Consider the following 12,826-nt stretch of genomic DNA (forward strand, 5'->3'; position numbering starts at 1 on the left):
CATTAACATCCTTAATATGGGAAGAATAAAGCCAAATAATTAATGGAAACTCAATGACTCACCGAACTAAAACACTTTGTATCAGTTTTATTAGCTTATCCATTTTTTTGACAGGCTGTGAGTTAGATCCAAACACATCGACTAAAGCAAAAATTACACCGGTACAATCCCAGCACTGGATTCAAAAAACCGAAGCCCGGGAAAATGTTCAGGAAGGTTTAACCGCTTATTTACCGCTATATGACGGTTTTATGAGTATTGCAGCACGACTACACCTGATCAATCACGCCAAGCATCATCTTGATTTGCAATATTATATCTGGAACGATGATTTTATTGGCAATCTGGTATTGTCCCAGTTGTTGAATGCCGCCGATCGCGGAGTTAAAGTCCGGCTATTAATTGATGACCAGAATGGTACTCAGCTGGATGATAAACTGCTTGCGCTGAGCCAACATCCTAATATCGAAACCAAATTATTTAATCCTTATAAATTTCGTCACTTTCGCGCCCTAGATTATGGGCTGCGTTTAAAGAAAGTGAATCACCGTATGCACAATAAATTGATCATTGCCGATGGCAGTGTGGCTGTCACCGGTGGCCGTAATATCAGCAGTGAATATTTTGAAGCCAGCAATGATTTTCAGTTTACCGATGTCGATATTTTCTTTGCCGGCAATGCGGTCACAGATGCCAACCAGTCTTTTATCGACTTCTGGAATGATACGCTGAGTTATGATATCCAGCAAATCTTAGAGGAAAGGTCTAAACCGGATGATTTGATTGAATTAAGAAAATTATTTGCTCAAACCCGTTTGGATGCCAAGGAAACCCAGCGTCGCGTCAATATTGCCGAGCAACAAATTGCCAAACAATTACAGTCACAACCTGTGCAATGGGCCAGTGCGCACTTTGTTGCCGATTCACCCAGAAAGGCACGTCACACGATAAATGATGAAGACTTCATCTATACCCAGATGTTAGATCTGATGGGTGAACCAAAAAATCAGTTAGACTTGGTGTCTTCCTATTTTGTTCCCACCCAATGGGGAACGGATTATCTGAGCAAGCGTGCCCGAAATGGCGTGAAAATTCGAGTTGTCACCAACTCATTTTTGGCGAATGATGTGCCTGTGGTACATGCCTACTATCAGCAATACCGTAATCAATTACTCAAAAATGGTATAGAAATCTGGGAATTTAAACCTTATATCGAACGTCGGGAACGTACCTGGTATGAGAAAATGACAGGTAATGTGATTCCAGCTAAAAATAAAAACAGCTCCAGCCTGCATGCCAAGTTTTTCCATGCGAATGGCAAAGTCTTTATCGGCTCTTTTAACTTTGATCCCCGTTCAGCACGCCTGAATACTGAAGTCGGACTGGTGATCGAATCAGAGAAGCTTCAAAATGAAATTGCAGCCTCACTAGATAAATATCTGCCACGTATTGCTTATCAACTTAAGCTGAATGATAAAGGGGAAATTATCTGGCTCGACCAACAGAAAGACGGAAAAATTTTAAAATTTACCCATGATCCTGAAACAACCCGATTCCAGCGTTTTATGATGCATTTAGTCACGACTTTCCCAGCTGAATGGGCAATGTAATGACAAACAGATGACGAAATTGAATTTCCATCTCATTTTAAAGATTGTTAATTTTAGGATTAATTGAAAATCGTGCAGGTTTTAGACGTTTATTCGATCAATACGGTCATGATCTATACCATAGCTCTAGATTGCCTTAAAATTACACTTTTCCAGTTTTCGCGAAGTTTTTTCGCCACACTCCCATGCAATTTTTTGATTTAAGCCGCCAGTTTAAGTTAAGTGATATCCTTACACCAAACAAAACCCTTCAAGAATTATCCGCTCAGGAGTGGTTTCTCGCCAAAATCCGTGTAGAGCATGACTGTATTTCTGATACAGAGGTGATTGAAGGTCAGGCTATCATCCAGTCCAATGAAAATATCCAGATTGAACTGGAATGGCTGATTCAGGATTCTGGCTATGATCTGCAGGTGCTGTTTAAAGGTGTAGAAACTGAAGTCAATGAAGAAACTTTGGTCGTCGTCAAAGGTGCGAAACTGGTTGATGAGCAGCAACAATTACTATCTTCACAAGCTTTGAGTTTATGGATCGATGGCACACTGTTGCCTTTATTACCGAATATTCGTCGTGAAATTAAATCTCGTTTAAATCTTTGGGATTATGTGGAATATGATGGTTAATATTTAAAGCCATCACTTAAAACTTTTAGGGCGATTCAATCGCCTTTTTTATTTTAGAATTTCTATAGAGATGAATGGTAAGTCGTAATGTCTCAGCAAGTTTATATATGCTCTATGCTATGTTAATGAAAATAATAAAAAATGAAGATGACCTTATGATGGTAAATATTCAGCCTCAAGATTGGCTTAAGATCCGGAATGTCTTTGCTGATGCCCAGCGTGCTGCCATGCACTGTTCGGTATCTACAATCAGCTCTGATGGATTTCCTACAAGCAGTCCCATCGGCACTTTATTTTTACATGAATATAAACCCACAGGCTTTTTCTTTGACCGCTACTGTACCAGCCTGAAACAGAACCTTCCACATAGTTCGAAAGCGTGTATTCAAGCAGTAAATAGTAGCCAGTCATTTTGGCTAAAATCTTTAATGAGCGGTAAATTTAGCAGTTATCCAGGTGTACGTTTATATGCAGAAATCAGTGAACTGCGACCTGCAACTGAAGCTGAACTGGAGCTGGTCCATCGCAGAATAAAACTATTAAATTGGACCAAAGGCAGCCGCCTGATCTGGTCTGACTTTACCCATGTTCGGGATTTTCAGGCGTATAGTTTTAAATGGGTGGAATATCCAAAAATGATGCCAGATACATAGATTCAATACTTACTATTAGTTAGCAATTAACTATAAGTATGAATTTATTTTATTTTCTTAATCCCAAAATGAAATATTTGCTTCAATCAAGATAGATTTAACGTAAACAGTATAAGTATTACATTCACATTTATCGCTAAAGCCTAAATCAGTCCAGCATCTCTAAACAATTCCCGATAGGCTTCCGCCTTTTTCTCCAAAGCCAATGGATAGGCTCGTGATGATGATGGCATTCGATAGAGTTTTAGTTCGCGTCCAGCAAAATGTGCTTTACTCGGCTGCCCGATAGCAGGTTTTTCTGTGTCTTCAGGCATGGATAGCATCAGGGTCTCGGTTGCTTTATCGCCTGTGGTCATAATGCTATGACATAAAGGCATCTGAACAAGCAGTTTGTTGAGATCAGTCGGCGTAACAATTTCCAGAAATTTATCTGAAGCATTTCCCTTCAAGCGCCGGATCTGATACGCTGTATCAAAAATCGCAATACCTTTTTCCAGCAAAAATTCCCGAATCAACATCTCCTGAAAATTCTTATTAGCAAGATCCAGAAAGTAATCTTTATTATGAAAGAAAATTAAACCAAATATCCGCCACATATCATTTTGATAATTTGGATAATAGAAACGCATTTTCCAACGTGTTTCTGGTGGCGGAAAACTGCCCATCATCAGAAGTTTGGAATTTTCCGGTAAAAAAGGTTCTAGAGGATGGGTTTCAATATCCGACATAAAATTCCATTAAATTAGTATATAGAAATTCTATTCTAAAATTTTTGGCGGATTTTTGTAGCAACTTCCTGTCCCCAAAGCGTATAAACTTCTTTACTCGGGTGAAAACCGTCTTTGGCCATTTCCAGATTGAGTGCCTGATATTGTTTGATATCGTACTCAATCCACTGTATATTGGCTTTCTTGCTGACAAATTTCTCCAGCTCAGAGTTCATGGCTCTGGCATAACGACCAAATAACCAGGCCAATGGATTTGGTAAAGCCGGGAACATGTTCATGGGTGGAACACCGGCCGCGATAATTAACTCAGGACTAAAGCGACTTTCAATCACCTGATAAAGTTTCTGCTGCTTTTTAATCCACACATCTGCGGGTGTCAGCTTGGTAACATCATTTACACCGACTGAAGTCACCACAACATTATAGTGTTCAGCCGGAATTTTTTCTAATACACGAATGACGTTGGAAGTCGCATCTCCCGTTTTCGCCTGAAGTTTCCAGCGAATCTGATAATCTTGCTGGAGCTGACTTAAGATTGCCCCAGTTAATGCGTCTTCTTGATGATCTACGCCTACACCGGCTGCTGCCGAATCTCCAACAATCAGGATGGATAAAGGTTTCCCCTGCCCAATCAGACCTTCGCGTTCCCCAGCAGGTTCTGGTAATCGTAGCGTTTTTTTCTTGACGCGATTACCCTGGATGACTAGAGCAGGTATTAAGGCAATCGTGGCAGCTTTGAGCAACATAATAGATTAATTTACATAAGAATAGGATGAATTTTACCCCAGTTTATAATTTTCGAGTAACAACTTAATAGTCACTTTTTATGAATATTCACATATTTATATTTCTACCCATTTCTATGCCTTCTGCCCTAATAATGGCAATGGTATTTTAAATAAGTATTCGCCATCACTATAAAAAGCAATTAATAATCAAAATATTAAAACACAATATCAATAGATCTCTTTCATAAATCAAAAAACGATCTTCTTTTTGGTTAATATTCGCACTCCGGATTTCTTAGCATTCGTGCATAATCTGCGGATGAAATACATCGATTCAAACAAGCTTTCTGATCCTCAGTTCAAGCGATACACAGGCATCTCATGGTCAACTTTCTATTTGATGGTTGAGCAATTGCAGAAGCATGTCTCTGCCAAAGGCAGACCGCCCAAGTTAAGCCTGGAGGATCAGGTTCTGCTCTGTCTGAGCTATTGGCGGGAATACCGAACCTTATTTCACGTTGCGACGAGTTACGGGGTTTCAGAGCCCACAGCCTCAAGAATTGTCCGTCATGTTGAAGACTGCCTGATTCGGTCCAATCTGTTTAATTTACCCGAGGGCGAAGGCATCGACTGGAATGTTGTGATCGTGGATGCCACGGAAATTCCAATCCAAAGGCCTAAAAAAACAGAAGAAAAGCTATAGCGGCAAGAAAAAGACCGATACCTTTAAAGTACAGGCCATGATTCACTACAAAACTCAGCAGATTCTGAGTTTATGTACCAGTCGCGGTGCAGTGCATGATTTCGAGTTGTTCAAACGGAATTTAAACCAGATTCCTTTTGGGGCTTTTATCCTTGCAGATAAAGGCTATCAGGGGATTTATGTGTTGTATCCGAATAGCCTGTTGCCATTAAAAGCCAAAAGACATTGTAAATTGGATCCTGAATTGAAAATCTATAATCAAGAAATCAATAAAAGAAGAATCGGAATTGAGCATGTATTTGGCAGCCTGAAAACCTTCAAAATCCTTGCTGAGCGTTATCGAAATAGAGGTAAAAGGCTTGGTTTGAGATTCAATTTAATCGCTGGAATCTACAACTTGGAACTGAGCAAAAAATGATTTATGAAAGAGGTCTAATATAATAGCGGTTATACAAAGTGAAATAAGAAATCGTTAAATATATTTTAACGATTTCTTTTAAAGACCAGATCACATTTACCCGGTATCTGTTCACCATCTACATTCACGATAAGAGTCGAACCACGTGCTTTGCCCTTACATGCATTTTGCACAGCGGGAGCGCGCATTGCTTCATAGTCCAAGGCATTCACTTGAGCAGGTTTAAAGCCGATCTGACATGAGCCTTTTATGGTACGACCTTCAATTTTAACCGTAAGCTTTACATGAGGTCCTTTTCCTTCACACAATCGGGTCGTATCCGGATTTTTTCCTTCATCAGATGCTGCTTGAGCATATGGCATTGCCAGCAATACCAGAGCAATGATAAAAGCTAATTTTTTCATTTGGTTATAAGCCTATATACATATATTCACCAACCCTTAGCTATGCTAAACCATAATATATGATCATATTTATAAAAAATAATTTCCAGACATTATTTTCTTAATTTTTAAAGTCAGAATGTTTCAATTCCAAAAATAAAAAAGCCCCATTAGGAGCTTTTTGATCATACAAACAAGAATTATCCTAGTTTATTCACCAGTTTTAGTGGCAATACTTTCATAGCCAAGCCCAACGGTAACCAAGGCCATTTTGGTACATACGCTTTAACCGGTGCTTTTTCAATTTCAGCAGCCAATAAATGCGAACCCGTTTTTTCGTCTACCTCAAATGGCAGTTTTTTCGCACCTTCATTAATTTCAGTACGAATATAACCCGGGAAAATCGTCGTCACTTTAATAGGTGTATCAATCAGCTCGGCACGAATTCCTTCTGCCAGATGCGCGACTCCGGCCTTACTTGCACCGTAAGCGGTCAGGTGTTTTGGCATACCACGCATTGCGCTCATGGATGAAATCATGACCAAATGACCTGAGTTTTGCGCACGAAAAATCTCGACTGCAGCTTCACATTGGGCTAATGCAGAAATAAAATTGGTTTCCACCGTAGCTTTGTTAATAGCAAAGTTGCCTTTTCCAATAGGACGACCTTCACCAACGCCAGCATTCACGATAATTCGGTCAATGCTACCAAACTCTTCCCTAAAGGCACGAAATACTTCAAAGACCTGATCATAGTTGGTCACATCCAGGGTTTTGGCAATCACTTTGATCCTGTACTGGTTTTCCAGTTCCTGCTTTAAAGCTTCCAGACGTTCCATACGACGCGCACAGATTGCCAGGTTATAACCCTTTTGTGCAAATTCACGTGCCATACCTGCACCAATTCCGGAACTTGCCCCGGTAATTAGAATTGTTTTAGCCATTTTTTATTCCTTTAAAATCATTTTGTTCCAGATCTTTTAGATCCAGGTGAGTAATTCTGGTTGATTTGCCTTAATAAAATGATGTTCATTCAGACTAAGTAACTGCGGTTCATTACCCACCAAACGCAAAGTCGTCATGCTGGTATTGGCAATGGCCCAGTTTAAGGCAAAAGTTTTGCTTGGACTCAAGCCTAGAATTTTCCCTGCTGCCACAGAGATAACGCCACCCGAAGTAAATACTACAGCATAGCGCGGTCTTTTCTCAGCCAGTTCATCGCATAGATCTTGCAATGCAGATTCAACACGGTTTTTAAAATCTGGCCAGGATTCTTCATATTCATGGTGATAATCTCCCCCCGTCCAGCGTTCAATTGCCCCTTCAAAGATTTTGCTTAAATACGCTCGAGGATTGGCATGTTGTGCCACATCTTCTTTTAATAATTCCGGCTGATTAAATCGCGGCTCATACCTGGCAAAGACTTGAGTATGATTAAATTCATTCCAGGCAGGATTGGTAATCAATTCACTTTCAGGAAAACACTCATCCAGGCACAGTTGCGCTGTTTGCTGATGACGTTGCATTGATCCAGCCATCACTACAGGTGCTTCTTTAAGAATAGAGTCGAAATAACGTCCAAGTAACTTGGCTTGCAGTTCACCGTTGGGAGAAAGCTGATCATAGCTTTCTGCTCCAAAAGATGCCTGGCCATGTCGAATCAGGTAAATGGTGGTCATTTTGGCATTAACTCTTTAAATTTGTTCATATACTTCTGGGCAAGATCATTGGCTTCGATCTTTTGTTTGCCAATCAGCTTTAAGGCACGGATATGCAATGCATGAATCACCACCCAAAAATCTTTAAACGCCGGGTTATTGGTCTGTTTATGGTAGTAACGATAATAAATCTGCTGGGCAATTACCGCTAAACGGAAAATGCCAAATACTTCATAGAAGGTCCAATTCTCTGGCTGTAATCCAGTTTTTTCCAGGTAGTAATCCACAACCTCCTTACGGGTAAACATCCCTTTTAGATTGGTCGGCTGACGGCGGGTTGCCTTAAAAATTGCATTGTCAGTCTCTTCCACCCAATAGGCCAAGGCAGAACCCAAGTCCATCAGTGGATCACCTAGAGTCGCCATTTCCCAGTCCAGTACCCCAATCACCTGTGTTGGATTGTCAGGATCCAGAATAACATTATCAAAACGCCAGTCATTGTGAATCACACAAGTTTTAGAATCGGCAGGAATATTATCTTTTAGCCAGTTACGTACGTACTTGAATGAAGGTACGTTAATCGTTTTAGCTTTGTCATAACGGCTATCCCAACCTTCTACCTGACGTCGGCAGTAACCCTCACCTTTGCCTAACTTTTCCAGTTCAGTACCGTGATAAGGAACCTGATGCAACTCGATCAGTTTATCAATGACATTGATACAGAGTTCGCGTACCTGAGCTTCACTGAAGTCCAGATCTTTAGGCAAATTCGCTCGTGGAATAATGCCTTCAATGCGTTTCATTACATAGAAATCACAGCCAATCACTGACTCATCCTGACATAGCAACAACATTTCCGGAACAACTGGATAGTGATCAGCCAGTGCCCGTTGTACATGATATTCACGCGCCATGTCATGTGCAGATTTAGCTTTGGTGCCTTTAGGTGGACGACGCAGAATTAAATCGGCATTGCTATATTTCAGGCGATAAGTCCAGTTCGACGCACCACCAGAATATTGGGTGACTTCAACAGGACCCTCAATATTTTCACCATGTTCAATCAGCCAGTTTCCTATAGCGCGGACATCCAGTTCTTCACCCTCACGAACTTTTCCACCGACATCAATGACTGCCATAATATTTCCTTAAAATCTTTTTACTATCTAAATATCTTTAAACTTAAGACTTATTTTTTACGACGCGTACTATAACCACGTTTTGCCAACTCTAATTTTGCAATCATGCCCTTATGTACTTCATCCGGGCCATCCGCCAAACGTAGTGCACGTGCCTGGGCAAAGAATCCGGTCAATGGTGTATCACGTGAAACACCAGCGCCACCATGAATCTGGATTGCCATATCCACGACTTTTTCCAGCACACTTGGTGCCACGACTTTAATGGCCGAGATTTCTGTCAAAGCCGCCATGTTCCCTAAAGTATCCATTTTATAGGCAGCATACAAGGTTAATAATCGTGCCTGATCAATTGCAACCCGTGCTTCTGCGACCCGTTCCAGATTACCACCCAGTTTCAAAATCTCTTTACCAAACGCCGTGCGGCTCATGCCACGGTCAATCATCAGTTCCAGAGATTTTTCTGCTGCGCCAATACAACGCATACAGTGATGAATACGACCTGGGCCTAAACGACCTTGGGCAATTTCAAAGCCCTGACCAGCGCCCCCAATAAAATTGGATACCGGTACCCGCACATTATCAAAACTAACTTCGCCGTGGCCATGTGGAGCATCATAATCACCAAAGACGGGCAACATACGTTCGATTTTCACACCCGTAGTATCGACTGGAACTAAAACCATAGAATGTTGATGATGACGGTCTTTAGTTTCATCGGGAGTATGTGCCATAAAGATAATGATTTTGGCATTTGGATCACCCAGACCAGAGGACCACCATTTACGGCCATTTAATACAATTTCATCGCCTTCAATGACCGCCGTTGCCTGCATATTTGTGGCATCACTGGAGGCAACTGAAGGTTCGGTCATACAGAATACCGAGCGGATTTTTCCCTCTAATAACGGCATGAGCCATTGCTGTTTTTGGTCCTCAGAACCATAACGCCACAATACTTCCATATTGCCGCTATCTGGGGCATTACAGTTAAATACCGTTGGTGCAATCAGACTACGTCCAGACAGTTCAGCAATATGCGCATATTCATTAACTGACAATCCTTGACCCAATTCAGCACAAGGCAGGAACATATTCCATAATCCCGCTGCTTTGGCTTTGGCTTTTAAATTTTCCAGTTCAGCCGGCCATTGCCATTTGGTCCAGTCACTGCCCTGATTCAACTCATGCACCTGATGCCAGAAATCTGCCTCAATTGGCTCGATCTCATCTCTAATAAATTTTCTGGTGCGTTCAACGTAGTCCTGTGCACGTGCTGATAGCTCAAACATGGCAACTTTCCTCTGGATATGATTATTCTGCTTTACAAGACCTTAACCTAAAACATATTATGAATAAAATGATTTTATTCCATAGTTTAATATGCAACAGATTCATAATAAAAACAGTATCGATCTTCGCAGTTTCCATCGGATCGATATTAATTTATATCCACTTTTTGTTGCTGTCTTTGAACAGAAAAGTATTTCCCGGGCTGCACAAATCCTGTCAATTACCCAGTCTGCTGCCAGTCATGCCTTACAGCGTCTAAGACAGCATCTGCAGGATGATTTGTTTGTACGGACTGGCAGTAAAATGCAGCCAACGCCGTTTGCGGAACAGATTTATTCAGACATTAAACATGCTCTCATCACCATCCAGAATATTTCCATCCAGAACCAGCAATTTGAGCCCACCTTGGTACAAAATCTAAAGATTGCTGTGCATGATGAAATTGAACCGATGATCTTGCCAAAACTGGTCGCACATTTTCAGCGTTTTAATCTGGATATTCAGTTTGTCAGTATTAAACTGGACCGAAAGAATATTGTTTCTGATTTGGCAACCCAGCAAGTTGATTTTGTGATCGATCTGGAACAGCCTTTGGGCGACAAAATCCAGTTTGAATTACTGGATCAGGATGAGTTTGTCGTCTGTACTCAACAGCAACAAGTCACGGAAAAAAGTTATCTCGCCTCCCCACATATTGGTGTGTCTTCGCGCCGGACTGGCGTATTGGTTGAAGATCTGTATTTAAGCCGTAATCACCTATCTCGGCAAATTTTCCTGCGTTGTCAGCATTACTCGACGGCGTTACAGATTTTGCAGCAGCATCCATCAGCGATGCTCACCATTCCTCGAAATGTTTTAAATCATTTGCATATTGATAAAAGCCTGAAAATTTTTGAAGTCCCTGTAAAACTGCAGAAAATTAATATGGGGATGTATTGGTATAAGGATTTACAAGAGAATAAGAGACATCAATTTTTACGGAGTGAGATTAATAAAATTTTTGCTTAGGCTATTTTTATAAGTGAATTTTAAAAATGCTTAGGCTATTTATGGAGCCTTAAAAAGTTTATTCCTAAGAATCGCAGCTTGGTTTTTTTGTTATTTGCTTAGGCTATTTTGTTTGCTTAAAAAATCCTCGTATAGACGATTACAAAGCCTTAAGACGTGAGGCTTTGATCTAGAATGAACACTTTATAAGTCAGCTATTTCTTCACCTGACTGCGCTTGTTCTGGATTTTAATTTTGTTGCATCTCTCAACTTCTTGGCAAATTTTACTTGGCCTTGTGGCTCTATGTTTCTCCTATTATTTGCTGCACAAACTTGTGGTGTTTTTACAAGAACTGTTCCGCCCCTTCAAAAAAGGCAAAAAATACTGGTGTCGAGTTAAGGCCGTCAGCGATGGCGACACCCTCACCTGCTATCGTTTCAATATCCGTCGTTCAGAAACCCGCTTACGCTTTGCCTATGTGGATGCACCTGAATCCAGTCAAGCCTATGGCAAGGAATCCCAGCGGCTGGTCTCAAAAATGATCAAGAATAGACTGGTCCGTGTGCAAATTACCGATATTGACCGTTATGGACGCTGTGTTGGAGTCATTTACCGACGTCGTAAAAATGTCAATGAAGAACTGATCAAGCGTGGTGCGGCTTGGGTTTATGAAGAATATATCCGTGACAAGAAACACCTCTCCTATCTGATGAGCCTGCAAAGCAATGCCAAGAAAAATAAGAAAGGTCTCTGGCGCGGCACACACCCGGTACGACCAAGTGTTTACCGTAAACAGAAAAAATCCTGAGCAGAATAAAGAGCCTTTGGCTCACTGCCGTCTCACAATTTTAATCAGGCTATGTATTAGGTCATCAGAGCAATTCGATAATTTTTAAATATATGATATTATTATATATTTATAATTATATATGCACAGCCTTATCTTCTCTTTAAAAGTTTAAATGGCTTTGTGCAGGCAGAATCATACTTTGGAAAAACTCAAAATAGGCAAAAGTCTTTTATTTCCCCATTACGACGTCGTGTCGTGATGGGGAATGTGTTGCATCCCTGCCACCCGCGCGTATCTAAAATCTAATCACTGCAACTCTGGGACATGCCTTTCCGCTATCTTTTATTTTAGCTGATGCTTATAAATAGTTTCGGTAAATTCGCCAAAGACTGAGACTTTTTCGAACAGATGCTCGCTATACATCAAGTCATCAATTAGACGCTCGGCATCGGCATGCTGTATTCCGCTAAGTTGAGTAACTAATTCAATATTAGCTGACGTGATCTCTTCACAAGTGACGGCAACTGAATCTGTCTTCCTTTTCCATAACAGTTTTTTAAATTCGATTTCAGTTAAATCAAAATGCTGTTGCATCAATTTGTGCTGGATAACCTGTATACCGAATGATTCAAGTAATATTTTCAACCCAGCATCCAGTTCATTTCCGATGACAATCAGGCTCTTACAATTTGGGTCAAGTAAGGCCTTGAATACGGCATAGCGCTGTAAATCTGACATGGAACAACCATCAGTTGCCAAATCAAAGCAAATATCCATTTCCTGTAAGGCTTGGGTATGGTTTAGTTTCAGCGCTTCTACCCGGAAATATTCTCCCAGCACCTGTTGCAGTTCAGTATTGGCTGGAGCGATAAAGATGGTTTTATGTTTTAGCACGGACAGAATAAGCGGACTAAAGACATAACTCAGTCGAGAAGCATCAAATTGATCCAGCAACATTACATGATGAATTGTTTCAGTATATCCGCGTGTTTGTGCTGCCTCTTTAACTGCGTGGATCAGCTGTTCAGGTAAGGTAATTGCTGGTTGATGTAAATCCATCATTAAATTAGAACTGCTTTTAAAACATTCACTGATAATTGTTGTTAGGTCT

Annotated in this window: 15 protein-coding genes; 7 read left to right on the forward strand and 8 right to left on the reverse strand. The window is 40.8% G+C overall.

Annotated elements, in window-relative coordinates; all coding sequences use genetic code 11:
• Positions 1-53: 53 nt before the first annotated feature.
• The 3 genes from ACS72_RS02190 to ACS72_RS02200 all read left to right on the forward strand — a co-directional run bounded on the left by ACS72_RS02190 (position 54) and on the right by ACS72_RS02200 (position 2,886).
• Positions 54-1,610: a phospholipase D family protein gene (locus tag ACS72_RS02190; RefSeq protein WP_048881096.1), complete on the forward strand. Its 1,557-nt coding sequence runs from the start codon at positions 54-56 to the stop codon at positions 1,608-1,610.
• A gap of 185 nt (positions 1,611-1,795) precedes the next feature.
• Positions 1,796-2,233, forward strand: a complete 438-nt coding sequence (locus tag ACS72_RS02195) for a hypothetical protein (protein WP_048881097.1) — start codon at positions 1,796-1,798, stop codon at positions 2,231-2,233.
• Between the two features lie 125 nt (positions 2,234-2,358).
• Positions 2,359-2,886 carry a hypothetical protein gene (locus ACS72_RS02200; protein WP_048881114.1) on the forward strand — a complete coding sequence of 176 codons (528 nt, stop codon included), beginning with the start codon at positions 2,359-2,361 and terminating at the stop codon, positions 2,884-2,886.
• A 143-nt stretch (positions 2,887-3,029) separates the two neighbouring features.
• On the opposite strand, the gene ACS72_RS02205 is transcribed toward ACS72_RS02200, so the two are convergent.
• Positions 3,030-3,614: a uracil-DNA glycosylase family protein gene (locus ACS72_RS02205; RefSeq protein ID WP_008307394.1), complete on the reverse strand. Its 585-nt coding sequence runs from the start codon at positions 3,612-3,614 to the stop codon at positions 3,030-3,032.
• A gap of 35 nt (positions 3,615-3,649) precedes the next feature.
• A complete protein-coding gene (locus tag ACS72_RS02210; RefSeq protein WP_048881098.1) occupies positions 3,650-4,360 on the reverse strand; it encodes an SGNH/GDSL hydrolase family protein in 711 nt (236 codons plus the stop codon).
• Between the two features lie 301 nt (positions 4,361-4,661).
• Here ACS72_RS02210 and ACS72_RS17240 point away from each other — a divergent pair, with 301 nt between their 5' ends.
• Positions 4,662-5,045: a transposase family protein gene (locus ACS72_RS17240; RefSeq protein WP_081405814.1), complete on the forward strand. Its 384-nt coding sequence runs from the start codon at positions 4,662-4,664 to the stop codon at positions 5,043-5,045.
• Positions 4,993-5,463 carry an IS5/IS1182 family transposase gene (locus tag ACS72_RS02215; protein WP_048881099.1) on the forward strand — a complete coding sequence of 157 codons (471 nt, stop codon included), beginning with the start codon at positions 4,993-4,995 and terminating at the stop codon, positions 5,461-5,463. Before ACS72_RS17240 ends, ACS72_RS02215 begins: the two co-directional genes overlap by 53 nt.
• Before the next feature lie 65 nt (positions 5,464-5,528).
• Here ACS72_RS02215 and ACS72_RS02220 read toward each other — a convergent pair whose 3' ends face one another.
• The 5 genes from ACS72_RS02220 to ACS72_RS02240 form a co-directional block, all read right to left on the reverse strand.
• Positions 5,529-5,867: a hypothetical protein gene (locus tag ACS72_RS02220; protein WP_048881100.1), complete on the reverse strand. Its 339-nt coding sequence runs from the start codon at positions 5,865-5,867 to the stop codon at positions 5,529-5,531.
• 179 nt (positions 5,868-6,046) lie between these two features.
• On the reverse strand, positions 6,047-6,790 hold the full coding sequence (locus tag ACS72_RS02225; protein WP_048881101.1) for an SDR family oxidoreductase: 744 nt from the start codon (positions 6,788-6,790) through the stop codon (positions 6,047-6,049).
• 36 nt (positions 6,791-6,826) lie between these two features.
• Complete coding sequence (locus ACS72_RS02230) at positions 6,827-7,525, reverse strand: histidine phosphatase family protein (RefSeq protein WP_008307402.1); 699 nt, start codon at positions 7,523-7,525, stop codon at positions 6,827-6,829.
• Positions 7,522-8,643: a phosphotransferase family protein gene (locus tag ACS72_RS02235; protein ID WP_008307404.1), complete on the reverse strand. Its 1,122-nt coding sequence runs from the start codon at positions 8,641-8,643 to the stop codon at positions 7,522-7,524. Before ACS72_RS02235 ends, ACS72_RS02230 begins: the two co-directional genes overlap by 4 nt.
• A 50-nt stretch (positions 8,644-8,693) precedes the next feature.
• Positions 8,694-9,935, reverse strand: coding sequence for an acyl-CoA dehydrogenase family protein (locus ACS72_RS02240; protein WP_008307407.1), 1,242 nt, complete (start codon positions 9,933-9,935; stop codon positions 8,694-8,696).
• A 91-nt stretch (positions 9,936-10,026) separates the two neighbouring features.
• On the opposite strand from ACS72_RS02240, the gene ACS72_RS02245 reads away from it, so the two are divergent.
• Both ACS72_RS02245 and ACS72_RS02250 read left to right on the forward strand, forming a co-directional pair.
• Positions 10,027-10,944, forward strand: a complete 918-nt coding sequence (locus tag ACS72_RS02245) for a LysR family transcriptional regulator (RefSeq protein ID WP_048881102.1) — start codon at positions 10,027-10,029, stop codon at positions 10,942-10,944.
• A 234-nt stretch (positions 10,945-11,178) separates the two neighbouring features.
• Entirely contained in the window at positions 11,179-11,733 is a 555-nt protein-coding gene (locus tag ACS72_RS02250) for a thermonuclease family protein (RefSeq protein ID WP_008307411.1), read from the forward strand.
• A gap of 324 nt (positions 11,734-12,057) precedes the next feature.
• On the opposite strand, the gene ACS72_RS02255 is transcribed toward ACS72_RS02250, so the two are convergent.
• Positions 12,058-12,777 (reverse strand): hypothetical protein, encoded by a 720-nt coding sequence (locus tag ACS72_RS02255; RefSeq protein ID WP_227499365.1) that lies wholly within the window; start codon positions 12,775-12,777, stop codon positions 12,058-12,060.
• Between the last annotated feature and the right edge of the window lie 49 nt (positions 12,778-12,826).

Source organism: Acinetobacter sp. VT 511, from assembly GCF_001077515.1.
Taxonomy (GTDB): domain Bacteria; phylum Pseudomonadota; class Gammaproteobacteria; order Pseudomonadales; family Moraxellaceae; genus Acinetobacter; species Acinetobacter schindleri.